Origin of the sequence: Streptomyces sp. HUAS ZL42 (assembly GCF_040782645.1) — a bacterium.
GTDB lineage: Bacteria > Actinomycetota > Actinomycetes > Streptomycetales > Streptomycetaceae > Streptomyces.
Map to the genome: position 1 here is coordinate 9,168,592 of NZ_CP160403.1, position 24,537 is coordinate 9,193,128.

Annotated in this window: 20 protein-coding genes and 1 pseudogene; 8 read left to right on the forward strand and 13 right to left on the reverse strand. The window is 71.7% G+C overall.

Annotated features, from left to right (window positions below):
* Positions 1–23 precede the first annotated feature (23 nt).
* The 6 genes from ABZO29_RS41880 to ABZO29_RS41905 form a co-directional block, all read right to left on the reverse strand.
* Positions 24–761, reverse strand: coding sequence for a hypothetical protein (locus ABZO29_RS41880; protein ID WP_367325435.1), 738 nt, complete (start codon positions 759–761; stop codon positions 24–26).
* A gap of 69 nt (positions 762–830) precedes the next feature.
* Positions 831–3,788 (reverse strand): AAA family ATPase, encoded by a 2,958-nt coding sequence (locus ABZO29_RS41885; RefSeq protein ID WP_367325436.1) that lies wholly within the window; start codon positions 3,786–3,788, stop codon positions 831–833.
* 54 nt (positions 3,789–3,842) lie between these two features.
* Positions 3,843–4,196 carry a UBP-type zinc finger domain-containing protein gene (locus ABZO29_RS41890; RefSeq protein WP_367325437.1) on the reverse strand — a complete coding sequence of 118 codons (354 nt, stop codon included), beginning with the start codon at positions 4,194–4,196 and terminating at the stop codon, positions 3,843–3,845.
* A complete protein-coding gene (locus tag ABZO29_RS41895; RefSeq protein ID WP_367325438.1) occupies positions 4,193–5,662 on the reverse strand; it encodes an ATP-binding protein in 1,470 nt (489 codons plus the stop codon). Before ABZO29_RS41895 ends, ABZO29_RS41890 begins: the two co-directional genes overlap by 4 nt.
* Complete coding sequence (locus ABZO29_RS41900) at positions 5,659–7,335, reverse strand: FAD-dependent oxidoreductase (RefSeq protein WP_367325439.1); 1,677 nt, start codon at positions 7,333–7,335, stop codon at positions 5,659–5,661. The genes ABZO29_RS41895 and ABZO29_RS41900 overlap by 4 nt, the downstream gene beginning before the upstream one ends.
* Positions 7,336–7,440: 105 nt before the next feature.
* On the reverse strand, positions 7,441–7,800 hold the full coding sequence (locus ABZO29_RS41905; RefSeq protein WP_367325440.1) for a VOC family protein: 360 nt from the start codon (positions 7,798–7,800) through the stop codon (positions 7,441–7,443).
* A 55-nt stretch (positions 7,801–7,855) separates the two neighbouring features.
* Between ABZO29_RS41905 and ABZO29_RS41910 the strand changes: the two genes are divergently transcribed.
* Positions 7,856–8,716 carry a universal stress protein gene (locus ABZO29_RS41910; protein WP_367325441.1) on the forward strand — a complete coding sequence of 287 codons (861 nt, stop codon included), beginning with the start codon at positions 7,856–7,858 and terminating at the stop codon, positions 8,714–8,716.
* Between the two features lies 1 nt (position 8,717).
* Here ABZO29_RS41910 and ABZO29_RS41915 read toward each other — a convergent pair whose 3' ends face one another.
* From ABZO29_RS41915 to ABZO29_RS41930, 4 genes are all read right to left on the reverse strand, one after another.
* On the reverse strand, positions 8,718–9,953 hold the full coding sequence (locus ABZO29_RS41915) for a DUF4032 domain-containing protein (protein WP_367325442.1): 1,236 nt from the start codon (positions 9,951–9,953) through the stop codon (positions 8,718–8,720).
* Positions 9,954–9,962: 9 nt separating this feature from the next.
* On the reverse strand, positions 9,963–10,709 hold the full coding sequence (locus ABZO29_RS41920; protein ID WP_367326388.1) for an MBL fold metallo-hydrolase: 747 nt from the start codon (positions 10,707–10,709) through the stop codon (positions 9,963–9,965).
* 50 nt (positions 10,710–10,759) lie between these two features.
* A complete protein-coding gene (locus tag ABZO29_RS41925; RefSeq protein ID WP_367325443.1) occupies positions 10,760–11,947 on the reverse strand; it encodes an acyltransferase family protein in 1,188 nt (395 codons plus the stop codon).
* Between the two features lie 147 nt (positions 11,948–12,094).
* The gene (locus tag ABZO29_RS41930) at positions 12,095–12,721 is read right to left on the reverse strand and encodes an alpha-ketoglutarate-dependent dioxygenase AlkB (protein WP_367325444.1); all 627 of its coding nucleotides are present in this window, start codon (positions 12,719–12,721) and stop codon (positions 12,095–12,097) included.
* A 125-nt stretch (positions 12,722–12,846) separates the two neighbouring features.
* On the opposite strand from ABZO29_RS41930, the gene ABZO29_RS41935 reads away from it, so the two are divergent.
* Both ABZO29_RS41935 and ABZO29_RS41940 read left to right on the forward strand, forming a co-directional pair.
* On the forward strand, positions 12,847–13,473 hold the full coding sequence (locus ABZO29_RS41935; RefSeq protein ID WP_367325445.1) for a TetR/AcrR family transcriptional regulator: 627 nt from the start codon (positions 12,847–12,849) through the stop codon (positions 13,471–13,473).
* A 28-nt stretch (positions 13,474–13,501) separates the two neighbouring features.
* On the forward strand, positions 13,502–15,175 hold the full coding sequence (locus ABZO29_RS41940; RefSeq protein WP_367326389.1) for an FAD-binding dehydrogenase: 1,674 nt from the start codon (positions 13,502–13,504) through the stop codon (positions 15,173–15,175).
* Positions 15,176–15,385: 210 nt separating this feature from the next.
* Here the strand turns inward: ABZO29_RS41940 and ABZO29_RS41945 are convergent, their stop codons facing one another.
* Positions 15,386–15,742 carry a DUF488 domain-containing protein gene (locus tag ABZO29_RS41945; RefSeq protein WP_367325446.1) on the reverse strand — a complete coding sequence of 119 codons (357 nt, stop codon included), beginning with the start codon at positions 15,740–15,742 and terminating at the stop codon, positions 15,386–15,388.
* Between the two features lie 213 nt (positions 15,743–15,955).
* On the opposite strand from ABZO29_RS41945, the pseudogene ABZO29_RS41950 reads away from it, so the two are divergent.
* From ABZO29_RS41950 to ABZO29_RS41965, 4 genes and pseudogenes are all read left to right on the forward strand, one after another.
* Positions 15,956–17,340 (forward strand): annotated as a pseudogene (locus ABZO29_RS41950) (M1 family metallopeptidase).
* Between the two features lie 41 nt (positions 17,341–17,381).
* Positions 17,382–18,128, forward strand: coding sequence for a hypothetical protein (locus ABZO29_RS41955; protein WP_367325447.1), 747 nt, complete (start codon positions 17,382–17,384; stop codon positions 18,126–18,128).
* Positions 18,129–18,146: 18 nt separating this feature from the next.
* Entirely contained in the window at positions 18,147–18,845 is a 699-nt protein-coding gene (locus ABZO29_RS41960) for a response regulator (protein ID WP_367325448.1), read from the forward strand.
* On the forward strand, positions 18,842–20,677 hold the full coding sequence (locus ABZO29_RS41965; protein WP_367325449.1) for a sensor histidine kinase: 1,836 nt from the start codon (positions 18,842–18,844) through the stop codon (positions 20,675–20,677). Before ABZO29_RS41960 ends, ABZO29_RS41965 begins: the two co-directional genes overlap by 4 nt.
* 4 nt (positions 20,678–20,681) lie before the next feature.
* Here the strand turns inward: ABZO29_RS41965 and ABZO29_RS41970 are convergent, their stop codons facing one another.
* Positions 20,682–21,902, reverse strand: a complete 1,221-nt coding sequence (locus tag ABZO29_RS41970; RefSeq protein WP_367325450.1) for a saccharopine dehydrogenase family protein — start codon at positions 21,900–21,902, stop codon at positions 20,682–20,684.
* Between the two features lie 45 nt (positions 21,903–21,947).
* Complete coding sequence (locus ABZO29_RS41975) at positions 21,948–23,603, reverse strand: IS1182 family transposase (protein ID WP_367325451.1); 1,656 nt, start codon at positions 23,601–23,603, stop codon at positions 21,948–21,950.
* A 197-nt stretch (positions 23,604–23,800) separates the two neighbouring features.
* Between ABZO29_RS41975 and ABZO29_RS41980 the strand changes: the two genes are divergently transcribed.
* Entirely contained in the window at positions 23,801–24,505 is a 705-nt protein-coding gene (locus tag ABZO29_RS41980; protein ID WP_367325452.1) for a TetR/AcrR family transcriptional regulator, read from the forward strand.
* Positions 24,506–24,537 lie beyond the last annotated feature (32 nt).

Here is a 24,537-nt window from a genome sequence, read left to right on the forward strand (position 1 = left end):
CCGGGCACCCGGCCGACCGGACGTCAGATCCACTGCCTCTCCACCTCTTCGGACACCACGATCAGGGCACCGCACGAGGGGCAGCGTGCCCGTCCGAAGACGTAGGTCACCGCGCGGGCGGTTTCCGCCCGACCCGCTGTCGCCGCTTCCCGGTACAGGCGCGCGCCGATGCCGTCGAGCGACTCCGGGCTCGCCGGCATCAGGTCCGTCCGGCCCGACGTGTCCTTCGAACCAGGTCCGACGTAGTCGCCGGCCGAGGTGAAGAAGCCGTACTCGCCGAAGGCGACGTAGAGGTCGTCCTCGCAGGAGGGGCAGGCGAGTTGGTACTCCTCGTTGCGCACCCCGTCCAGCGCGTCCGCCCATACCCCGGCGCCCTCGAAGGCGAGCACGGACTGGAGCGAAGCGACGAAGGAGGGAGCGTCCTGATCCGGGGCGGCGAGCAGCTCGCGGGCGACACCGAGGAGAGCCTCGATCTCCCTCGTGTACCGGTCGCGGCGCGGGTCGTCCGCATCGACCGTGATCGCCCCGGCCAGCATCACCGCGTCCGCCGGCCCGCCCGGAGCCCGGCCCAGTGCGATGTCGGCCAGGACGGGCAGCGCCGCCCAGCTCGCGTCGTACACCGACCCCTGGTGGCACAGCGCCGACCACAGGTCCTGCCACACCGCGTCGTCGTCGGTTCCACCGAGGCGTGCGAAAAGACCGGGTATGTCTTCGGCGCTGCCGTAGGCGTGCGTCAGCTCGCGCCAGTCGATCGTCGTCATGGAGGCGATTGTGACGCCCGGCACTGACAGTCCCTCAATCCGCCGTACTTGCCCGGGAATCGCCGAACCTCAGCCGGACGTGGTCGGCTCCGGCTCGATCAGTCCCTGACGGTAGGCGATCGCCACCGCCTCGGTGCGGCTCGCGGCGCCCAGCTTGCCCAGGATGTTGGAGACGTGGACGCTCGCCGTCTTCCCGCTGATGAACAGTTCCTCGCCGATCTGGCGGTTGCTGCGGCCCAGGGCGAGAAGACGCAGGACGTCCTGCTCGCGGGCCGTGAGCGGCGAGGTGCGCTCGGCGGTTTCGGTTTCGGTGAGGCGGCCGCGGCGGACGAGGTCGTCCAGCTGCTCCAGCAGCAGCGTGGCGCCGAGCCGTGTCGCCTCCTCCCGCGTGGCGCGGGCCTCGGCAGCCGCCTCCTCGCGCCGCTCCGCCGCCAGCAGGGCCGCCGCGAACCGGAAACGGCAGCGGGCCCGCTCGTACACGTCGCCGTTGTCGAAGGCGGCGACCGCCTTCTCCCAGGCCGCCGGGTCCGGCCCCGCAGTGGCGCGTGTCCACTCGGCCTCGGCGCGGGCCAGCCAGGCCGTGCCCTCGGGACCCTGCGGCGCGCCGTTCTCACCGTGCAGGGCCACCGTGCGGGCCAGGTCGACCAGTTCCGCCGCGGTGTCCGTCCAGCGGCGGACTCCGGCTTCGTCGCCGGTGAGGCGCGCCTCGCCGGCCGCGTCGGCGACCGCGGACAGGGCGAGGGCGGCCAGCCGTACCGCGACGTCCGGCCGGGTGCCCGCGTCGTCGGTGAGCGCCGCGACCGTGGACCGCATCCGCTGCACCGCGGCCTCCGGATCCCTGCGCAGCGCGGCCGCATCGGTCAGCACGATGCCCGCCACCAGCGCGGCCATCCAGTCGAAGGGCCCCTCCAGCAGGGCACGTGCCCGCTCGGCCGCCCGCCCGTCGCCGCGCGCCAGGGCCACGTACAGCGCGGGCCCGACCGTGTACCCGCCCGCCGCGGGCAGTACCTCGGCGTCGGCCGCCGCCACACGCACACATTCGTCCCAGCGGCCCAGCGTGTACAGCACCAGCAGCCGCAGATACCGCATCTCCAGCGGATACGGCGAGGACAGCAGCCCCGCGCGGCGCGCCCGCTCCAGGCCCTCGGTCAGCCAGAGCAGGCACTCCTCGAGATCGCCGGACTCGAAGCAGCCGACCGCGAGGTTGAACAGCGCCCGGCACTCCACCGGCGCGTTCCCCGCACGCCGGGCCAGCTCCCGGGCCTCCCGGAGCCGTGCGCGGCCCTCCGGGGCGCGGCGGCCGTCTCCTTCCATGGTGGCCAGCGAGATCAGCAGATCGGCCTGTGCGTCGGTCACCCGCAGCTTCTCGGCCGCACGCAGGGCCTGACGGGCGACCCGGAGCGCCGTCCCGACGTCCCCGACCTGGCGTGCCGCCATGACGTGCGTGGCCGCGGCCCACACCCATGTGGGCGTCGGCGGGTCGGCGGGGATCAGGGTCAGGGCCTCGCTGCTGTGGGTGTAGGCCGCCGTCAGGTTGTCGACGCTGAGGAGGTTGCCCGCGAGCGTGTAGCGGACGCGGGCGGCCAGCTCGGAGTCGGCGTCCTGGCCGATGCCCGCCAGCGCGGCCCGGGTGAGCGAGACCGCGCGGTGCAGCTCCCCGGCGTGCGCGGCCGCCGCCGACGCGCGCAGCGTGAGCGTGATCTGGTCGAGCCCTTCACCCGACGGCAACTTGGCGGGATCCACCGACGACCACAGGCCGAGGGCGGCTTCGACATGCCGTAGCTCCTCGGCGGGTGCGCCGACCCGATGGGCGTGGTCGGCGGCCTCCAGCGAGGCGGCGAGAGCCTCGGCCAGGTCATGGCTCTCGCGGTAGTGGTGGGCGCGTTCCGCCGCGCTCTCGGCAGGACGACCCCGGTCGGCGAGCAGTCGCGCGAACGCACCGTGCAGTCGCGCTCGTTCACCTGGGAGCAGGTCGGCGTAGACCGCCTCGCGGGACAGCGCGTGGCGGAAGGCGTACGTGTCGCCGACGCCCGCGACCAGGAGCTGCCGCCCGATCGCCTCGCGCAGCGCCGACTCCAGCTCGTCCTCGGGGAGCCGCACCGCGTCCCGCAGCAGGTCGTGCTCCACGTGGCGCCCGGCGACGGCGGCTGTGCGCAGCACCTGCTGGGCGGTGTCGGACAGCTGCTCGACACGGATCAGGAGGAGGTCGGCCAGGCCGCTGGGCACCCCCGCGTCCCGCGTGTCCGTGGCCGCGAGCAGCTCCTCCGCGTAGAAGGCGTTGCCCTCGGCGCGGTCCACGATCCGGCGGACCGTGGCGTCCGGCAGTGGGCGGTCCTCCAGGGCGCGCACCAGGCGGGTCACGTGGGCGTCCGCCAAGGGCCGCAGCTCGAGCCGCTCGACGGCGGGCAGCCGCACCAGCTCGGCCAGCAGCGGGCGCAGCGGATGGCGGCGGTGCAGGTCGTCCGCGCGGTACGACGCGAGCACGGCCAGCCGGTGTGCAGGCGCACCGCCGGCCGGGCGCTGCAGGATGCCGCGGCTGAGCAGGAACCGCAGCAGGTCCCGGGAGGACTGGTCGGCCCAGTGCAGGTCCTCCAGGACGAGCAGCAGCGGCGCGATGCCGGCCAGGTCGGCGAGCAGGCCCGCCATGCCCTCGAACAGCCGCAGCCGCCCGCCCGTGTCCGGGACGGCGTCCGTTCCGCCGCCCAGTAGACGGTCGACCACCGGGTGTGCGGAGAGCGCGGCGGCGAACCGCTCGTCGGTGGCGAGCACGCCCAGAATCTCGGTGAACGGCAGATACGGCAGCCCGACGTCACCGAGGTCCACACAATGACCCGTGAGCACGGTCATGCCGTCCTGTGCGGCGCGCACGGCGACCTCGTCCAGCACGCGTGTCTTGCCGACCCCGGCGTCCCCGGCCACCAGCACGGCACGCGCCTCGCCCCCGCGGGCACGCTCCAGCACTCCGGCGAGTCGGGAGATCTCCTCGTCGCGGCCGACGAGCGGAGTGGTGAAGGCGGTCTGCGGCACCCATCCATCCTGGCACGTGGCACTGACAACGCCTCGCCGCCCCGAACGGCAGACCTAGCGGCGCAGCGTCTGCGCCCAGTTCGCCGGCACCCGTCCCGCCGGGCCCGGCGCCGGCTGGTCGGCCGGGTGGCTCACCGGCGGCGCCAGTTCGGGTCCTGACTCGTACAGCTCGCCCGCCTCGTAGTCCCAGAACCATTCCTCGCCCGGCTCGAAACTGCGCACCACGCAGTGCCCGGTCGCCTTGTAGTGGGCGGTGGCGTGCTGGGCGGGGGAGGAGTCGCAGCAGCCGATGTGACCGCACTGGGCGCAGCGCCGCAGATGGAACCACCAGCCCCCCACGGCGTCGCAGTCGACGCAGCCCGTGCCGCTCGGCGGGACGCTGGGGTCGATCCGGGTGTCGCTGGTCATGCCGGCTCCTCGACGGTCTCGGGATCGGGATCGGGGTCGGGGGCGGTGAGCGGGAGGAGGACCTGGAACCGGGTGTCGCCGGGTACGGAGTCGACCTGGAGGCTGCCGTGGTGCTTGTTGACGACGATCCGCCACGAGATGTCCAGGCCGAGACCGGTGCCCTCGCCCACCGGCTTGGTGGTGAAGAAGGGGTCGAAGATGCGGCTGCGGATGTCGGGCGGCACCCCGGGGCCGGTGTCGGCGAACTCCACCAGCATCCGGTCGCCGTCGCGCGCCGTCCGCACGGTCAATGTCCCTTCCCCGCCCGCGCTGTTGATGGCGAACACCGCGTTGTCGACGAGGTTGGTCCACACCTGGTTGAGCTCCGCCGGGTAGGCGGGGACCTTCGGGAGCGTACGGTCGTAGTCCTTGACGACCTTGATGTGCTGCCCGAACTTGGCCGACAGCATCAGCAGTGTGCTGTCCAGCAGTTCGTGGACGTCGGCGACCTGGTAGGGGGCGCGGTCGAGCTGCGAGTACTGCTTGGCCGCGTCGACGAGGTGCGAGATACGGGTGGTGGAGTCGTCGATCTCGTCCATCAACAGCTCGGTCTCGACGGTGTAGTTGAGCCATCCGACGGCTGACGGCAGGATGTCGCCGTCCACGGCCGCCGCGACCTGGTCCAGCCAGTCGACGTCCAGCCCTGCCTGTACGAACGTGGGCGCGATGCGCCAGCCGTCCGGGATGCCGTGGTCGTCGAGCCAGTCGGTGAGGTCGTCCTCCCGGTCGGAGGCCTCCAGCGGGCTCAACGTGGGAGCCTTGGCGACCCGTTCGGCGGTGCGCTCCTGGATCTCGATGAGGTTCGTGAGGGTCTCGGGGGAGTAGGAGCCGCCGGCGATCACAGCGAGCTTGTGCCGCATCTTGGCCACCCGTTCCCGCAGGGTCGCGGTGGCCCGTACGGCCGCCGCCGCGGGGTTGTTGAGCTCGTGCGTGAGCCCGGCCGACAACGAGCCCAGCGCCAGCAGCCGTTCACGCTGCCCGATGGCCCGCTGCGTGTTCTTCGAACCGAAGAACAGCCCCTCCAGCAGATGTACCGCCATCGGGAACCACTCCTGCATGAACGCCGCGAAGGTGTCGGCGGGCAGGACGAAGAAGCGCGTCGGCTCCGTCACGCGCATGGAGTTGTTGTAGACCTGCCGCACCCGGTCCCCGATGTAGGCCTGCATGGCCCCCGAGTACACCCCGCGCTGGGAGGTCCGCGTCACCTCCACGTCGTCGCCGCCGACCCGGCGCGAGAGGACGACCGTGCCCTCGATCATCACGTAGAAGCAGGTGGCCGGATCACCCTCGGTGTACACCGGGCCGGGCTGGAACTTCTCCACCCGCCCCTCGCTGCACAGCCGGCCGAGTTGCTCGGGGCTGAGCTTCTCGAACAGGAACAGCGAGCCGATCTCCCCGGGACTGCACGGCATCAACTGCCCGCTCATGACTGTTCCAGATAGCGGTGGACGAGCATCACGGCCATGGCTCCCTCTCCTACGGCGGACGCGACCCGCTTGGCGGACTCCGCGCGCGCGTCGCCCGCCACGAACACGCCGGGAATGTTGGTCTCCAGGTGGTACGGCGGCCGGTCCAGCTCCCAGCCGGCGGGCGGGCGCCCGTCGGAGGTCAGGTCGGGCCCGGCGAGAATGAATCCGCGTTCGTCGCGCAGCACCGTGCCGTCCAGCCAGTCGGTGAGCGGAGCCGCCCCGATGAACACGAACATCCACTGCGCGTCGACCCGTTCGGTCTCCCCGTTCACGGTGTGCCGCAGGGTCAGCTGCTCCAGGTGGGCCGTGCCGTGCGCGGCCTCGACGACCGTGTGGCTGCGGACCGAGATGTTGGGCGCCTCGTTGATCTGCTGGATGAGGTAGTGCGACATCGACGCCGACAGGTCGGGGCCGCGCACCAGCAGGGTCACCGACTTGGCGCCCCGGGACAGGTACATCGCCGCCTGGCCGGCCGAGTTGGCGCCGCCGACGATGTACACGTCGTGTCCCTGGCAGGCGGACGCCTCGGTGAGCGCGGAACCGTAGAACACGCCGGTACCGGTCAGGTCGGTGCAGCCCTGGGCCTCCAGCTGCCGGTACTGCACACCGGTCGCCAGGATCACGCTGTGCGCCGCGACAGCCGACCCGTCCGCGAACCGTACGACTCGGGCCGCCCCGTTGACCTCGAGGCCGGTCACCTCGCGCGTGGTGAGGATCTCGGCGCCGAACTTGGCCGCCTGCCGCCGGGCGCGGTCGGTGAGCTGGCCGCCCGAGACACCGTCGGGGAAGCCGAGGTAGTTCTCGATCCGCGAGCTCTGCCCGGCCTGCCCGCCGGTCGCCGACCGCTCCACGAGGACGGTCCGCAGTCCCTCCGACGCTCCGTACACGGCCGCGCCGAGCCCGGCCGGCCCGCCGCCGATCACGACCAGGTCGTAGAAGTCCTCCGCCGGCGTCGTGGCAAGGCCCACCCGGGCGGCCAGCTCCGGCGCCTCGGGCTCGACCAGGGGTGTGCCGTCCGGCGTGATCACCAGCGGCAGCCGCTGCCCGTCGGCTCCGGCGGCGGCCAGCAGCCGCTGCCCCTCGGGCTCCTCGGCGGAGTACCAGCGGTACGGCACCTGGTTGCGGGCGAGGAACTCGCGGACGTCCGAGGAACGTGCCGACCAGCGGTGCCCCACGACCTTGGTGCTGGGCACGGGCTTGTAGGCGCTGCTGCGCCACGCCTCCAGCAGGTCGTCCAGCACCGGGTAGAGCTTCTCCTCCGGCGGGTCCCACGGCTTGAGCAGATAGTGGTCGAGATCGACGACGTTGATCGCGTCGATCGCCGCGTTCGTGTCCGCGTACGCGGTCAGCAGCACCCGCCGCGCGCCCGGATACACGTCCATGGCCTGTTCCAGGAACTCGATGCCGTTCATCTGCGGCATGCGGTAGTCGGCCAGGATCACGGCCACGAGGTCGCCGCGCAGCTTCAGCTCGCGCAGCGCCTCCAGCGCGGACCCGCCGGACTCCGCGCGCACGATCCGGTACGACGCGCCGTAGCGTCGCCGCAGGTCACGGGCGACGGCACGGGAGACTCCCGGATCGTCGTCCACGGTCAAGATGACGGTCCGCGCTGCTTCTGCGGCCTCTGCCATACGTCTCCCACCCCGAGCGGTTCCATCAGGGGTACGGCGCACCCTGCAGAAGCACTGCCACCGCCCCGGCTCCCGCCCATCGTATGTTCGATCGTCCCGCTTCGCTCAGGTCTGCGCGGGCCGGCTGCGCAGTACGCAGAACTCGTTGCCCTCCGGGTCCGCGAGCACCACCCAGGTCTGTTCGCCCTGGCCGACGTCCGTGTGACGTGCGCCCAGGTCCAGGAGGCGGGCGACCTCCGCCTCCTGGTCGTCGGGGCGGAAGTCGAGGTGCAGCCGGTTCTTGACGGCCTTGCCCTCCGGCACCGGAACGAAGATCATCCCGGGCAGCCGGTCCTTCTCCGGCCGGATCTCGTACTCGTCCGACGCGTCGTTCAGGACCACCCAGCCGAGCGCCTCGGCCCACCAGCGCCCGAGGGCCCTCGGGTCGGCCGCGTCGACTACGACTTGCTCCCATTGCAAGGCCATGTCGGCAGCGTAGTGAAGACTGGGCCACGTGACCGAGATAGAGGGAGGCAACCGGATGACGCGCCCGATCACGGCGGGGGTCGACGGAACGGACGAGAGCGTGGCCGCACTGGCCTGGGCGGCCCGGGAGGCGGTCCGCCGAGGGCTGGCGTTGCGTGTGGTGCACGCCTGGCGGTTCCAGCCGGACGTGGCGGACCGGGACACACAGGCGCAGTGGGTGCGGGACGGGGTGGCCGAGACCGTCGGGGCGGTCATCGGGCGGCACCGCGAACTGGAGGTGATCACCGACGTCCTGGAGGGGACGGTCGTCGACACCCTGGTCGCCGCCGCGTCCGACGCCGAGATGCTCGTCATCGGTTCACGCGGCCATGGAGCGGTCGTCGGTTTCCTGCTCGGGTCGGTCGGCCAGCAGGTGATCGCCGAGGCCGACCGGCCGGTCGTGCTGGTCCGGGCCGGGGACGAGCCGTCGGCCGAGGCGGCCGGCCGGGAGATCGTCGTGGGCCAGCAGGGCGGTCCCGACGACAGCGTCGCCACGCTGCGGTTCGCGTTCGAGACGGCTGCCGCGCGGGGCGCCACCGTGCGCGCCGTACGGGCCTGGACGCTGCCGCCGGTGTTCGCCTACAGCCCCGGCTCGCTGAGACTCCTCGACGACGCCGGTGGCCTGGAGCCGTACGAGAAGAAGGCGCTCGCCACGGCCCTGCAGCCGTGGCGGGACCGCTTCCCGGACGTGCCGGTCGTCGAACACGTCGAGATGGGCAGCGCCGGCCAGGTGCTGCTGTCGGTGGCGGAACGGGCCCAGTTGATGGTGGTCGGCCGCCGCGCCCACCGCACCGCCGTGGGCGCCCGTATCGGCTCGGTCGCGCACGGGGTCCTGCACCACGCGAGCTGCCCGGTCGCCGTCGTCCCGCACGACTGAGTCACTCCGGGGTCGTGGGCTCCAGCGTCTCCCGGGCCTTGGGCAGGATGTTCCTGATGTAGTCGTCGACGGCCGTGTCGAGCCCTATGTCGTGCTGCGCCCGCTCCGACAGGTACCAGCGGTGTTCCAGGAGCTCGTGGTAGATCTCCGCGGAGTCCATCTGGCCGCGCAGCTCCAGCGGCACTTCCCGCACGGTGGGCCGGAACACGTCCCGCACCCAGCGGTGGGCCAGCACCTCCGGGCGGGCGGCGAGGGGGTCGCCCGGGGCGTAGTCGTCCTGGGTGGCCATCCAGCTCTCCAGGTCGTTCAGCAGCCGCCGGGCCTGGTTCTCCTCGGTGTCCAGGCCGGTGAGCCGCAGCAACTGCCGCTGGTGGTGCCCGGCGTCGACGACCTTCGGCACGAAGGTGACCGTGTCGCCGTTGGAAGAGTGCTCGATCTGCATCTCGGCCACGTCGAAACCGAGGTCGTTCAGCCGCCGTATCCGGCGCTCGATGTAGTGGTACTTGCCCGCCGGGTACACCGAGGTACGGGTCAGCTCCTGCCACAGGTCGCGGTAGCGCGCGCAGATCTCCATGCCGAAGTCGATCGGGTCCACGGAGGGGTGCAGCGCCCCGGAGGCCTCCAGGTCGAGGAGCTCGCCGCTGATGTTCACGCGGGCCAGATCGAGGTCGTACTCACGCTGCCCGGTGCTGAGCTGAGGATGCAGATCGCCGGTCTCCGCGTCCACGAGATACGCGGCATACGCTCCCGCGTCACGCCGGAACAGCGTGTTCGACAACGAGCAGTCGCCCCAGGCGAACCCGGCGAGATGGAGGCGGACCAGCAGCACGGCGAGCGCGTCCATCAGCCGGTGCATGGTCGCCGGGCGCATGGTCGTCTCGAACATCGACCGGTACGGCATCGACCCGCCCAGGTGCCGGGTGACCAGCACCGACTCCAGCGGGTCACCGTTGTCGTCGGTCCGGCCGGTGACCACGGCCAGCGGGTCCACCGCCGGGATGCCGATCCGGTCCAGGTCGCGCAGCAACTCGTACTCGCGCAGCGCGGGCCGCTCGGCCAGCTCCTTGACGGCGATGACCTCCTCGCCGGCACGCGCGTAACGCACCACGTGCCGGGAGATGCCGCGCGGCAGCGGCACGAGGTACTCCTCGGGCCACTCCTCCAGGGGCAGCTGCCACGGCAGCTCGAGCAGGAGTGCCGGATGCTCCGGGTTGGTGGCGTTGATCTGCAGAGCCATGGCCCGACCCTAAACTGCCCGCTCGCGGGCATGCTGCGCCGCGGCCCGGACGGACCCGCGGTGCACCGGCCCGTGCCCGGGCAGGAGCAGGTCGCCCGCCAGGCCCTCGAGCACGTCCAGAGAGGCCACGGCTCGGCCGCGCTCGTGGTGGAACATGTCCGGCAGCAGTTGCGGACCCTTCACACGGGAGGTGGGGTGCCCGCTCACCAGGGCGTCGCCCGAGATCACGATGCCCGCCTCCGGGAGGTGGAAGGCGCAGTGGCCCAGGGTGTGGCCGGGGGTGTGCACGGGCACGGGCCGGCCCGGGAGATCGAGGGCCGCCGCCGCGGGGAACGGTTCGGGTGCGGCGACCGGGACCTTCGCGGTGCCGCCGGAGCGGATCGCGTGCACGGCCCACGGCAGGACACCCGGCCGCCAGCCGTTCTTCAGCACCGTCCCGACGGACACCTGGTGCAGGAACTCCCGGCGCGCGTGCGGCACTTCGGCCTCGTGGAGGTAGACCGGCGTGCCGTACGTGGCGCGCAGGTACTCGGCGGAGCCCAGGTGGTCGTTGTGGGCGTGCGTGATCAGCACCGCGGCGACCGCCTCCGGCGCACTCCCCACCTGCGACAGCGACGCCAGGACCAGCTCCCGGTCCCCTGGGTAGCCGGTGTCGACCAGCGTGACGGCGTCGCCTTCGGTGAGGATCACCCAGTTGGTGTTGCTGCCGTGCACCAGGTAGGTGCCGTCGGCGACTTGCTGCACATCTGCCCGCATCATCGTCCCGCGTGGTGAGGTCCGTGCCCGACGGAGGACAGCAAAGCAGATCACGAAGGAGGCACGCCCGGCGGGTCGGGGCGCATTCCGAACAGGAACCGTGTGGCCCGTGTCCTGCGGATCGCGCACTCGTACACCACGAGGATCACCGCGAGCGAACAGGCCACGATCACCGCGTACTTGACGGCGATGGGGGCTGACCAGCCGACCACGCCGTACGCGAAGGCGACCACGACCGGCTGGTGCAGCACGTACAACGGCAGCGCGGCGACGGCGAGATACGCAAGCAGACGTCCACCCTGGCTGCCCGCCGGCCGGTCACGCCGGTCGAGCAGCCCGAGGATCGCGACCACCCAGCACCAGCCCGCCGCGCCGAACACCGCCCGGGTGACCAGCGCCAAGGGGTTCCGGTCGGTGAACGGATCGTCCAGGCCCAGGAACCCGGGCGCGGCCCCGGCGAACAGCACGAGCCCGAGCACCCCGACCGGCACGGCGAGCCGGCGCATCGCGGCGCGGATCCGCTCGTCGCCGGCGAGTGCGTGGCCGTAGAGGAAGAACAGCAGGTACGCCCAGCGGTTCCAGCCCGCGAAGTTCTCCTCCATGCCCAGCAGCGCGTTGATCAGGGCGAGCGGCAGCGCGGGCAGGAGGAGCAGGGCCGGCCGTCGCGCCACAGTGGCCGCCACCCGCTCGCCGCCCGCCGCGAAGGTGCCCGCGACCGGTGCGAGGAGCAGGCAGAAGGCCAGCAGGAGGACGACGAACCACAGGTGGCCGGTCTCGAAGTGGTCCCCTTCGAGGACGAAGGGGAAGTCGGCGAGGTCCGGGTGGACGGTGAGGAAACGCGGCCAGAAACGCCAGTACGACTCGTGGTAGCCGGGGTCGGCGGCGCGCAGCCGCAGCCACTGCGGAAGCGGGTTGAGTGCGAGTGTGGCGAAGACCAGGGGGACGCCGAGACGCACCAGGCGTTCGCGGGCGAAGCCGCCGGGGCCGCGGCGGCGGACGGAGTGCCGGGCGCCCAGCCCGGCCACCAGGAACAGCATGGGCATCGCCCACACCACACCGAACCCGGCGAGGACGGTGACGACGTCGGTGGTCCCGCCGTTCTTGACGTAGTAGTCGTCGTCGGGGGAGAAGACGAGGGCGGCGTGGAAGAACACCAGGCCGAGTACGACGAAGGACCGTAACGCGTCCAGTTCGCCGCGCCGGGGCGCGGCGGTCATGGGCTCGGGCTGCGCACTCATACGGCTCCCCCCGTACGACCTCCGCCACGTCCGGCCAGTGTCGGGGAGCGGCCGCTCGGAGGACAGGGTTCCGTAGGACGGGGCTGTCTCCGGCGCCGTCCGCCGGAGACAGCCCCCGCGCACAGTCGAGGCGGCCGCCTCTACCGCCTACTGCACGCCGTGCGGGCGGAACTGGATGCTGATGCGCGGTCCCGCGGCGCGTGTGGTCTTGGGGATGCAGTGCTCCCAGGTCCGCTGGCAGGAGCCGCCCATCACGACGAGGTCGCCGTGCCCCAGCGGTCTGCGCACGCTGTCGCCGCCGCGAGCGGGCCGCAGCAGCAGGTCGCGGGGTGCGCCCACCGAGAGGATGGCGACCATGGTGTCCTCGCGTGCGCCGCGGCCGATCCGGTCGCCGTGCCAGGCGACGCTGTCCCGGCCGTCGCGGTAGTAGCACAGGCCTGCCGTGGTGAAGGGCTCGCCGAGTTCGTCGGCGTAGTGGGCGGAGAGGGCTTCGCGCGCTTCCGCAAGCACCGGGTGGGGCAGTCGGTCGTCCGCGCCGTAGAACGCGAGCAGCCGGGGGACGTCGACGACGTGGTCGTACATCTTGCGCCGCTCCGCCCGCCACGGGACCTCGGCCGCCAGGTGTTCGAACAGGGCGTCGGATCCGGTGAGCCATCCGGGCAGCACGTCGATCCAGGCGCCCCAGCCGAGCTCGGTGCGGCGCAGCCCGCCGAGTGGGCCGAGCGCGAGCCGGTCGGCCTGGTCGAAGAGCGAGCCTTGGAGATGCCTGGGCATGGTTCCAGGGTACCCCTGATTCGAAAATCTGTTCCCATCGCGTTTTCCGTGGTCCCGCGATGCTCGCAAGACCTTTTGATACATCGATGTATCGGATACATTCGCGTATCAAACGGGAGGTCGGGATGGCGGTGGAGGGCGCGGCCAGGCGTGTGACCAGGCGCCGTGTCCGCACGCGGGCCAATCTGCTCGACGCCGCGTTCGCCGTGTTCGCGGCGAAGGGGTTCGGGCGGGTCTCCATCGAGGAGGTCTGCGAGGCCGCCGGCTACAGCCGGGGCGCCTTCTACTCCAACTTCGCCAGCCTCGACGAGTTGTTCTTCGCCCTGTACCAGCAGCGCGCGGACCTCATCGCGCAGCAGGTCGCCGACGCGCTCGATCTCGACGGGCCGGACCTGGACGTTCCCGCCTCGGTGGACCGGGTCACCGAGGTGCTCCTGCTCGACCGGGACTGGCTGCTGGTGAAGACGGACTTCCTGGTGCACGCCGCCCGCGATCCGGCCGTGGCCCGGACCCTGCTGGAGCACCGGGCCCGACTGCGCCGGGCGATCGCCGACCGGCTCGCCCGGGCACAGGGGCACACGGCGCTTCCCGCCGTGCTGGGCGACGCCGGTGCGGCCGCACACGCGGTGGTCGCCGCGTACGACGGAGTCACCACCCAACTGCTGCTCGACAAGGACGTCGAGCACGCCCGCGCCTGGCTCAAACAGCTGCTCACCGCGCTGCTGACCGACGGCAGCGGCAATCCCGAATGAGACCCTCATGAGAAAGGCAACGGTCGCCATGGATGCGGACGTCATCGTCGTCGGAGCCGGCCTCGCCGGACTGGTCGCGGCGCACGAACTCACCAGCCGGGGACGGCGTGTCGCCCTGGTCGACCAGGAGAACGCGGCCAACCTCGGCGGTCAGGCGTTCTGGTCCTTCGGCGGCCTGTTCCTCGTCGACTCCCCGGAGCAGCGACGCCTGGGCATCAAGGACTCCTTCGCCCTCGCCTGGAACGACTGGCAGGGCAGCGCACAGTTCGACCGCGCCGACGACGAGGACTCCTGGGCGGTGCGCTGGGCGCGCGCCTACGTCGAGTTCGCTGCGGGGGAGAAGCGCTCCTGGCTGGAGGGCCACGGCATCAAGCTGCTGCCCACCGTCGGCTGGGCCGAGCGCGGCGACCTGCGCGCCGACGGCCACGGCAACTCCGTGCCCCGCTTCCACATCGCCTGGGGGACCGGTACCGGGGTCGTGGAGCCGTTCGCCGACTACGCGAAGCAGGCCGCCCGCGAAGGGCTGCTCACCTTCCACCACCGCCACCGGGTCGACGCGCTCGTGATCGAGGACGGTGCGGCGCGCGGTGTGCGCGGCACGGTCCTCGCCGACGACGACTCGCCGCGCGGCGTCGCCTCCAACCGCGACCCGATCGGCGAGTTCGAACTGACCGCCCAGGCCGTGATCGTCACCAGCGGGGGCATCGGCGCCAACCACGACATCGTGCGCCGTTACTGGCCCGAGCGGCTGGGTACCCCGCCCACCGAGATGGTCACGGGCGTTCCCGCGTACGTCGACGGGCGCATGCTCGACATCAGCGCAGAGGCGGGCGTCCGGCTCGTCAACCGCGACCGCATGTGGCACTACACCGAGGGCCTGCAGAACTGGGACCCCATCTGGCCCGGCCACGGCATCCGCATCCTGCCCGGCCCGTCCTCGCTGTGGTTCGACGCCCTCGGCCGCCGCCTGCCCGACCCGTGCCTGCCGGGCTACGACACCCTCAGCACGCTCAGGCATCTGCGCACCACCGAGGACATCGCGGGCTACGACCACTCCTGGTTCATCCTGACCCGGAAGATCATCGAAAAGGAGTTCGCGCTCTCGGGCTCCGAGCAGAACCCCGACATCACCGCCAAGGACCGCAAGGCCGTCCTGCAGAACCGGCTCCTCGGCAAGGGCGCGCCCGGCCCGGTGCAGGCGTTCCTGCGCAACGGCGCCGACTTCGTGATCGCGGACACGCTCGAGCAACTCGTCGACAAGATGAACCAGCTGACCGACAAGGCGCTGCTCGACGCGGCCGAGGTGCGCCGCCAGATCGAGGCCCGCGATCTGCAGCTCGCCAACCCGTACTCCAAGGACACCCAGATCCAGGGCATCCGCAACGCCCGCCGCTACATCGGTGACCGCCTCGGGCGCGTCGCCACCCCGCACCGCATCCTCGATCCCGAGGCCGGACCGCTCATCGGCGTCAAGCTGCACGTCCTCACCCGCAAGACCCTCGGCGGCATCCAGACCGACCTCGACTCCCGCGCCCTCGGCGCCGACGGGCAGCCCATCGAGGGCCTGTACGCGGCGGGCGAGGTCGCCGGTTTCGGCGGCGGCGGCGTCCACGGCTACAACGCCCTCGAGGGGACCTTCCTCGGCGGCTGCCTGTTCTCGGGGCGAGCGGCGGGACGGGCGGCGGCGCAGCAGACGGGCTGAGGTCTTGGGTCTAGGGCCCTTCTGATGGATCTCCGTGGGAGAAGGAGCGGCGTCTGGTGCGTGCGCTCGGCGTGCGGCGTGGAGGGTCATGTGGCGGAGCCACCTGTCCCTTCGCGCCGTGCGGCATGGGGGTCCCCCGCTCGAGCGAAGCCGAGAGTGGGGGAGTGCGTGCCGGGCGTCGCGACGCCGCGGAGATCCGTCAGAAGGGCCCTAGTGGTCCGCCTCCAGGAGGCGGACCAGCACCGCCACGTGACTCTCCTCCGGTGACTTCGCCGAGGTCAGCAGTGTCACCGGGCCCTTCCCCGCCAACTCGCGGACGTGATCGAGGAGTTCGGCAGCCTCCGGGGCGGCCAGCTCCGCCTCGTAACGGCGCGCGAACTCCTCGTACGACCCCTCGCCCGCGTGGTACCAGCGGCGCAACTCGGTGGACGGGGTGAGGCCCTTGGGCCACTCGTCCACGTGCGCGGTGTCCTTGGAGACGCCGCGCGGCCAGAGCCGGTCGACCAGGACACGTACGCCGTCGTCGGACTCGGGCGGTTCGTAGATGCGGCGCACTCGGACGCTCACGGGCCGGCCTCTCTCGGATGACGGATGGTGCCGGGAGCGTACTGCGGCGGCCCCGGGCGGACGTGGCGCCGGGCGGGAGACTCGGCGTAACTTGACCTGATCGAGGGGGAATCCATGTCCGTCGAACTCTAGTCTGAGGGGGTTTGATCACACGCCACCCCCCAAGGAGCGCACGTGACGCAGCCCGACCAGCAGACCGGCAGACGCCCTGCCCTGCTCCGCCGCCAAGCCGTCGCCGCGACCGTCCCGGTCGCCGTGGCGGCCCTGCTCGCCGCCGCGGGCCCGGCGGCGGCCGGACCGGTCGGCGGTGCCGGCGTCGGCGACCCGTACTTCCCGCTCGCCGGAAACGGCGGCTACCACGTCCGCCACTACGGTCTGATGCTCCGTTACGACCCCGGCACCGGCCGCCTCGACGGCAAGGCGGTCCTCACCGCCCGCGCCACCCAGCGGCTGACCCGCTTCGACCTGGACTTCACCGGACTGAAGGTCACCGGACTGACCGTCGACCACGCCACGGCCCAGTACCGGCGCAGCGGCCAGGAACTCGTGGTCACCCCGCGCCACGCGCTGTGCAAGGGCCAGGAGTTCCGTATCACCGTCACCTACAGCGGCAAGCCCAAGCCTGTCACCGACCCGGACGGCTCCCTCGACGGCTGGATCCCCACCGACGACGGAGCCTTCGTCGCCGGAGAACCACAGGGCGCCATGACCTGGTTCCCCGCCAACAACCACCCACTGGACAAGTCCTCGTACGACTTCACCATCACGGTCCCGCAAGGGCGCACGGCGGTCGCCAACGGCGTCCTCCTCGGCCGGCGCACCGCACACGGGAAGACCACGTTCCGCTGGCACCAGCCCGAGCCGATGGCGGCCTACCTCGCCACCGCGACGGTCGGGAAGTTCGACGTCGAGCAGCACACCACCCGCAGCGGCATCAAGGTCTACAACGCCGTCGACCCCCGCGAGGCCCGCGCCGCGGCACCCGTCCTCAAGAAGCTGCCGTCGGTGCTGGACTGGGAGAGCAGCTCTTCGGGCCGTACCCGTACCGCGCCGCCGGTTCGATCGTGGACCGGGCCCCGAACGTGGGTTTCGCGCTGGAGACCCAGACCCGGCCCGTCTACGACAGTGCGCCGGATCTGAGCACCCTCGTCCACGAGAGCGCCCACCAGTGGTTCGGCGACTCCGTCTCCCTCACCACCTGGAAGGACATCTGGCTCAACGAGGGCTTCGCCACCTACGCCGAGTGGCTCTACGCCGAGCAGCACGGCGGCGACAGCGCGCAGAAGACCTTCGACGGCCTCTACGCCCGACCGGCGAGCGACGGGCTGTGGGAGTTCCCGCCCGGAGATCCCGGCACCGGCGCGAACATCTTCGGCACCCCCGTGTACGCGCGCGGCGCCATGGCCCTGCACCAACTCCGCAAGGCCGTAGGGGACTCCGCCTTCTTCCGGATCCTGCGGGCATGGGCGACCGGGCACCGCGACGGGCACGGAACCACCGCGCAGTTCGTCGCCCTGTCGGAGCAGGTGTCCGGAAAGCACCTGAACAAGGTGTTCCAGACATGGGTTTACACGCCCGGCAAGCCGAAACAGCCCTAGCACCTGACGAGTTCCTCACAAGTGTCGGCCAAGGTCGGCACATGATCACATGCAAGCCCCGGGTCGCACTGCTCGCCGCATCCCTCCTGCTCACCGGATGCGGCGGCGGTGCCGCGGCCACGACCGGCCAGGCCCCCGCCACTTCGGCACCGACGACGGGCTCGCCGACGCCCACGCCGGAGATCTCGATCGAGGTGGCCCCGCAACAGGTCCCCGGCCTCGGACCGAAGACCTGGGCGAAGGTGCCCGGCGAGTCGCGTCAGGTGGTCGTGGTGACCGGGCGTGGCAAGGACTCCCCGATCTCGACGGTCGTCCTGTACGAGCGCACCGAGGCCGGCTGGCAGGCCGGCGCGAGCTGGCCCGCGCACAACGCGCTCAAGGGCTGGAGCGACCACCACATGGCGGGCGACCTGCGCTCACCCATCGGTGTCTACACCCTCACGGACGCCGGAGGACTGCTCGGCGACCCGGGGACCCGGCTGCCGTACGACCGCTCCGTCGGATTCACCTCGCCCGGCACGGGATTCGAGGGCGAACCGCTGGCGGGATCCTTCGACTACGTCGTCGCCATCGACTACAACCGCGAGCGCGGCACTTCGCCCCTCGACTGGACGCGCCCGCTCGGCGCGGGCCGGGGCGGCGGCGTCTGGCTGCACGTCGACCACGGGGGCCCCACCCACGGCTGCGTCAGCATCGCCCGCGCACATATGAAGGAGTTGCTGCTGGCGCTGGACCCGAGCCGGCACCCCGCCGTAGTGATGGGCGACCACACGTCCCTCGCTCGCTGAACACTTAGGATCCGCCGAGTGTGTGCACATGTACTGGTCGCGGAGGACGACGAGATGCAGGCCGAACTCATACGCCGGTCCCTGCTCGCGGAGGGTCACACCGCCACGGTGGTCCACGACGGCGCCGCAGCGCTCGACGCGGTGCGGCGCGACCGTCCCGACCTGGTCGTCCTGGACCTCATGCTCCCGGTGATCGACGGCTTCGGGGTGTGCCGCGTGCTGCGCCGGGACGACGACATCCCGGTGCTGATGCTCACCGCGCGCTCCACCGAGGACGACGTCCTGCTCGGCCTGGAGCTCGGCGCGGACGACTACATGACCAAGCCGTACAGCCCGCGTGAACTGATGGCCCGTATCCGCACGATCCTTCGGCGCAGCGGGCGCGCGGTCACCGACCGGCGCGACGATCCCGTCGTACGTGCGGCCGGGATCAGCGTCGATCCGGAGCGGCACGAGGTGCGGTGCGACGGCGAACCCGTGGAGTGCACGCCGGCCGAGTTCGAGATTCTGCTCGCCATGGCCGCCGAGCCCGAACGGGTCTTCTCCCGAAGGCAGTTGCTGCAGTGCACCCGCGGCTTGGACCGGGCCTCCACCGAGCGGGCCGTCGACGTGCACATCATGAACCTGCGCCGGAAGATCGAGGCGGATCCCCGCAAACCGGTCCGGCTGCTGACCGTGTTCGGCGTCGGATACAAGCTCAGCGGCGGCCGCCCGTGAGCCGCCGTCCCGCGATACCCCTGCGCAAGCGCCTGCTGGTACGCCTGCTGATCGCTTCGGCCGTGATCGCCGTGTTCTCGGTGGCGGCCACGGCATGGCTGGCGATGGAGACCACGACCCGCGCCCTGAAGGAGGAGCAGGGGCAGGCTCTCGCCGACGACATGGACATCCTTGCGCAGCTCAGTGGTTACGCCGCCGTCCACCCCGACTGGACGGGAGTCGAGGACACCGTCCGAGCCCTGTCCGCGAGAACCGGTCGGCGGATCGCCCTCACGACCACCGACCGCACTCCGATCGCCGACTCCGCACCCCGCGGCACGTCCTTCCCGCTGCGCGCCGCGGCCACCGTCGATCCCCTGCACACCGACACGTACACCGAACGCGGCGCCCAGCTCAGCGGCATCGATCCGCGTGTGGTGGGCCCGTACGAGCTGTCCGCCGCCGAGCGCGCCCGGCTCGACGCGATGGCGGAGAAACGGCAGAAGTGCTTCGCCCGCGAGCACATCGAGACCACCATCGTGCACAAACCCAGCGGTCGCCCCTTCCTCACCGACGCCGACGGCCCCGTCGACTCCGGCTATGTGCCCGACGCCTGCGCCGACGGGCTGCTCAACACCGTGACAGCCACCGAGGAAAAGGCCCTGGGCCGGCTGAACTCGCTCACCGAGCCCTGCCTGAAGCGCGCGGGGCTGGGGGAGCGCCTGCCGGTGTTCCTCGGGCTCGACACCACGAACGGCGATCTCGGCAGCCCCAGCACCTACGCGAAGTTCGCCGACGTGGGAGACGCGGACACCGTACGAAAGGCGCAGAGCTGCATCGACGAAGCGCGCCGCGCCCAGTTCGACCCCTACGTCGCCCCCACGGCCGAGCTGTTCCTGGGCGGCGGGGACAGCGTCGCGCCCCGCTTCGACATGTCACCGACGAACAAGGCGAAACTGGTCGGCGCGGCGGGTCTGGTCCTCGCGGTCACCGTCGCGGTGACCGCCGTGGTCGCCACCCGTCTCGTACGGCCCCTGCGCGCGCTGACCGAGGCCGCCCAGCAGCCGCCGGAGGCGCACGCGCGCGTGCCCGTCACCACGCGGGACGAGACCGGCCTGCTGGCCGAGGCGTTCAACGACCTCGCCGAGCGCCGGGAGCGGCTCGAGGCCCAGCGCAAGGCCATGGTCAGCGACATCGCCCACGAACTGCGCAGCCCGCTCACCAACATCCGCGGCTGGCTGGAGGTCACCAGGGACGGCGTCGTCGATCCGAACCCGGCTCTGCTCGCGTCCCTGCACGAGGAGTCCCTGGTGCTCCAGCGGATCATCGACGACCTCCAGGATCTCGCCGCCGCCGACGCCGGCACCCTGCGCCTGCATCGCGAGCCCGTACGCGCCGGTGACCTGCTCGACCAGGTCGGCGCCGCCCATCGCGTCGCGGCCGACGCCGCCGAAGTCGCCCTGCCGATCCTGGTGGAGGGCGATCCCTGGCTGGACGCGGATCCGGTCCGGATGCGGCAGGTGCTCGGCAACCTCGTCAGCAACGCGATCCGTCACACGCCGCCGGACGGCACGATCACCCTGGCCGCCCGACGTGACGGAGACGAGGTCGTCTTCGAGGTCACCGACACCGGCAACGGCATCGCCCCCGGCGACCTGCCGCACGTCTTCGACCGGTTCTGGCGCGCCGAGAAGTCGCGCAGCCGGCGCACCGGCGGGAGCGGCCTCGGCCTGGCCATCGTGCGCGACCTGGTCGCCGCGCACGGTGGGACGGTCGGTGCGGCGAGCGAACCGGGAGCGGGTGCCGTCTTCACGCTGCGGCTGCCGGGGATGGCGGCGCCGGAGGACGCCTGAAGCGTCACCGCTCGCGCATGCCCCAGGGCGAGCCGTACGCCGTCAGCAGTTCCAGGAAGGGCCGGGCCGGGAAGGCCTCCGGGCCCAGCACGCCCGAGCCGGTCCAGGCGCCCGTGGCGAGGAGTTCCAGGGCGACGACGGGGTTGACGGCGGTCTGCCACACCACCGCCTGGCAGCCGTACTCCGCCATGGACCACTGGTTGTCGACCACGTGGTACAGGTACACCTCGCGCGGCGCACCGTCCTTGACGCCCCGCACCCATGTGCCCGCGCATGTCCTGCCGTGCATCCGCTCGCCCAGCGTCGCGGGGTCCGGCAGGCACGCGGCGACGACGTCCCGGGGCGAGACCGCCACCGGCCCGGCCGGGCCCGGCACGGTCACCGGCTCGGTGCGGTCCAGGCCCAGCAGGTGCAGGGTCTTCAGAGTCTCGACGAACTCCCGGCCCAGGCCGTACTTGAAGGTGACACGGCGTGCGTCGATCCAGCGTGGCACGAGCAGCACCTCCTCGTGCTCGACGTTCACGCACTCGACCGGGCCGATGCCCTCCGGGAAGTCGAACACCTCGGGTTCACTGAAGGGCGCGGTGGTGAACCAGCCGCGGCCGGCCTCGTAGACGACCGGAGGGTTCAGGCACTCCTCGATGGTGGTCCAGATGCTGAAGGACGGGGCGAAGTCGTAGCCGTCGACGGTGAGGTTCGCGCTGTCGCGGATGCCGATCTCCTCGATCTCGTCGAAGAGTTCGTCGGCTGCGTGGCGGGCGAACACGTCCGACAGCCCCGGCTCCACGCCCATGCCGACCAGGGCCAGCGCACCCGCCTTCTCCCACTGGTCCGCCTGTGAGAACTGGGCGTCGCCGAGCTTGACGCCGCACTCCTCGTACGGGCGCTCCGCGTGGGGGCGGGAGAGCGACATCGCCATGTCGACATAGGTGGCGCCGGCGGCCCGGGCCGCCCGGAACAGCGGCATCACGAAGCGCGGGTCGGTGGCGTTGAGGAGGACGTCGCAGCCGTGCCGCTCCAGCAACCGGGTCACCGCCGCCTCGTCGCCCGCGTCCACGCGTTCGGCGGCGAACCGGTCCTCGTCGGCGCCGAGTGCGGCGACGGCCGCCTCGGCCCGCGCCGGGTCGTAGTCGGCCACCACCATGACCTCGAGGAAAGAGCGGCGGGCCGCGATCCGGGTGATGGCGGTTCCCACGCCGCCCGCGCCCACGAGCAGTACACGCATGACAAGAACTCCTCGGCTGAAGGACTTTGTTGGCGGATTCGGTGTTCAGGCGGCCAGTTCCAGGCCAAGACGGGCGAAGCGGCTGATGCGGGTGGTGCCGATGGGAGTTTCGGTCCACCAGGCGTCGAGGCGGTGGAGGTTGAGTCCGGCGCCGGTCAGGACATGACCGAGGTGGGTTTTGTGCAACCCACGGTAGGGCGTGGTCCGTGTCCGCGTCACCCGGACCGCCTGGGAGATGGTGCCTTCAACTCCGGCGCGTGTGCCGTAGGCGGTCCTCCACTCAGCGGTCCCCTGTTCGCGTCGGCGCTGTTCAAGAGCCTGCTGCTGAGGTTGAGTGAGCAGGGTCAGACTGCGGCCCCACTTGCTCTTGGCGCTGGTGCACGCCGCGCGCGCCGGGCAGGCGTCGCAGTCGGCCTTGGCGAAGTGGACCCGGATGATCTCGGTGCCGGTGGGTTTGCACTGCTCAGACCAGCTGACACTGCGCTGTCCGCGGGGGCACGTGACCGTGCGGGCCGGCCAGTCGATGGTGAAGGCGTCCTGTCCGAGGCCGTCGCCGGCCCGGCCCTGGGCGGTGGTGTCGGCGAAGACCGGTCCCATCAGCTCGATGTCCTGCTCGGCGGCGGCGACCAGCAGCGCGGCGGAGGTGTAGCCGGAGTCGACCAGGTGGATGCCGGGCAGCAGGCCGCGCGCGGCCAGCGCGTGGTGAACGGGCTCGGTGATCTCCACGTCGGGAACGGTGGCGTCGGTGGTGACCACGTTCGTGATCAGATGCGGGGCATCCGGCTCGCAGGACTCCGTGAAGTGGACCTTGTAGCCGTCCCAGCCCGCGCCGCGCTTGACGCTGTACCGGGTGTCGGTGTCGTAGGGGCTGGACAGCCTCAATCTGCCTGGCGGGAGATCTTTGCCCTCCCGCCAGCGCACCCCCTCCTCGTCACGGTGATATTGCTGCACCCACGCACTGCGCAGGACCTGCACCGCCTCGATCTCCCGCAGCCAGACCGGTGCGCCGGGTGCGTAGACGGCCCCAAGCAGCGCGAATCCGTCCTCTCCCACGGCCAGCGCCCACTGCTGCCGGGCGTCGCCTCCCTTGGGAAAGCGGAAGGAATCGATGCGCTTGCCGTAGCGTTCGAACCACTGTGGCGCGGCGACCTGCCCGAGCCAGCCGGGCGCCGCGACGGCCAGCGTCTCCAGTGTGGCGCGCAAAGTCTCGCCGACGAACTCCATCCGGTTCAGCGTCCGCACCTGGGCCAGCACGTGCGTGGAGTCGGTGCGCTGGCGGCCTCCCGCCCGCAGCAGCCCCAACTCACTCACTCGTTCCAGCAGCCGGTCAAGGACCAGTTCCTCCAGGCCATGCGCCATCAGCCGGTCCCGGAACTCGCTGAGCACGGAGAAGTCGAACCCGGGATCGTCCAGCTCCAGGCCGAGCGCGTACTTGACGTCGATCCGCCCGCGCACCGCGTCGGCAGCCTGCCGGTCCGTCAGGCCCTCCGCGAACTGCAGCACACTGACCATCGCTAACTGGCCCGGCGACCAGGCTGGACCACCCCGACGCGGAAATGCCCGAGCGAACAGCTCGTCCTCGAACAGCGGACCGAGTTCATCCCGGATCCGCATGGCCAGACAGCCCTTACGGAATGCGGCGCGAGCCACCCGCGCGGTGGCCTCCGGGACGGGCGGAGCAGGCACAGGGCGCAGCGACATCGCAGCCCCTCCTTGCCTCCCCGCACGATGGAACCGAACCTCCATCAGACTGCCCGATCAAACAAGATCACCAAGGGCGGTCACCGAATCCGCCAACAAAGTCCTGAAGGTGAAGGTGTGCGAGGGGGCCCCGGCTGAGATACAACGCCGCGCGCTCATATAAGGTCAATGGCGTTGGCATAAGGAGGTGGCGCACCGTGCCGAAGCCGGTCGTACCCGAGGAGAAGCGGCGCCGGCGCCGGCCCACCAGAAGCGGCACCGTGCTGTCCGAGCGGCTGATCGTGGAGACCGCGCTGCGCATGCTGCGCGAACACGGCAGCGCCGGCCTCACGGCTCGGCGCCTGGGGCTGGCCCTCGACTGCGACCCGAGCACGCTCTACCGCTACTTCCGGGGCATGGACGATCTGACGCTCGCCATCGGCGACGCGCTCATCGGGCGGGCCCTTGACGGCTGGGAGCCGACGGGACAGTGGCGGGCCGACCTGCACGCCATCGGGCTGCGCATCCACGCCGCGTACGTCGCCCACCCGCAGGCGGCCCAGCTGACCGCGAGCCGGGTCACCGGCCGCGCGAACGAACTGGCCGCCGACGAGACCGTCCTGGACGTCCTGCGCACGGCCGGTTTCCCGCTGCCGGACACGGTGCGGCTCTACCACGCCTTCATCGACCAGACCCTGGCCTTCGCCGCGCTCGACGCCGCCTCACTCGCCCTGCCGCGCGCGTCCCTGCGCGCCGACGAGGACATGTGGCGCTCCACCTATGCCCGGCTGCCCGCCACCACGCACCCGAGGATCGCCGAAGCCGCACCCCTGCTGGCGACCCGCATGGTCACCAGCGCCTATCCGACGGCCCTCGAGATGCTGCTGGACAGCGCGGAGGCGCGACTGGCGGCATTGAGTTGACCGGGCCCGTGAGTCCACCGGTTCGCGACCTT

What these genes read in the sequence shown, in the direction of transcription:
- ABZO29_RS41880 (WP_367325435.1), bottom strand. Translation starts at nt 761, where the DNA reads ATGACGACGATCGACTGGCGCGAGCTGACGCACGCCTACGGCAGCGCC.
- ABZO29_RS41890 (WP_367325437.1), bottom strand. Translation starts at nt 4,196, where the DNA reads ATGACCAGCGACACCCGGATCGACCCCAGCGTCCCGCCGAGCGGCACG.
- ABZO29_RS41895 (WP_367325438.1), bottom strand. Translation starts at nt 5,662, where the DNA reads ATGAGCGGGCAGTTGATGCCGTGCAGTCCCGGGGAGATCGGCTCGCTG.
- ABZO29_RS41900 (WP_367325439.1), bottom strand. Translation starts at nt 7,335, where the DNA reads ATGGCAGAGGCCGCAGAAGCAGCGCGGACCGTCATCTTGACCGTGGAC.
- ABZO29_RS41905 (WP_367325440.1), bottom strand. Translation starts at nt 7,800, where the DNA reads ATGGCCTTGCAATGGGAGCAAGTCGTAGTCGACGCGGCCGACCCGAGG.
- ABZO29_RS41910 (WP_367325441.1), top strand. Translation starts at nt 7,856, where the DNA reads ATGACGCGCCCGATCACGGCGGGGGTCGACGGAACGGACGAGAGCGTG.
- ABZO29_RS41915 (WP_367325442.1), bottom strand. Translation starts at nt 9,953, where the DNA reads ATGGCTCTGCAGATCAACGCCACCAACCCGGAGCATCCGGCACTCCTG.
- ABZO29_RS41920 (WP_367326388.1), bottom strand. Translation starts at nt 10,709, where the DNA reads ATGCGGGCAGATGTGCAGCAAGTCGCCGACGGCACCTACCTGGTGCAC.
- ABZO29_RS41925 (WP_367325443.1), bottom strand. Translation starts at nt 11,947, where the DNA reads ATGAGTGCGCAGCCCGAGCCCATGACCGCCGCGCCCCGGCGCGGCGAA.
- ABZO29_RS41930 (WP_367325444.1), bottom strand. Translation starts at nt 12,721, where the DNA reads ATGCCCAGGCATCTCCAAGGCTCGCTCTTCGACCAGGCCGACCGGCTC.
- ABZO29_RS41935 (WP_367325445.1), top strand. Translation starts at nt 12,847, where the DNA reads ATGGCGGTGGAGGGCGCGGCCAGGCGTGTGACCAGGCGCCGTGTCCGC.
- ABZO29_RS41940 (WP_367326389.1), top strand. Translation starts at nt 13,502, where the DNA reads ATGGATGCGGACGTCATCGTCGTCGGAGCCGGCCTCGCCGGACTGGTC.
- ABZO29_RS41955 (WP_367325447.1), top strand. Translation starts at nt 17,382, where the DNA reads ATGATCACATGCAAGCCCCGGGTCGCACTGCTCGCCGCATCCCTCCTG.
- ABZO29_RS41970 (WP_367325450.1), bottom strand. Translation starts at nt 21,902, where the DNA reads ATGCGTGTACTGCTCGTGGGCGCGGGCGGCGTGGGAACCGCCATCACC.
- ABZO29_RS41975 (WP_367325451.1), bottom strand. Translation starts at nt 23,603, where the DNA reads ATGTCGCTGCGCCCTGTGCCTGCTCCGCCCGTCCCGGAGGCCACCGCG.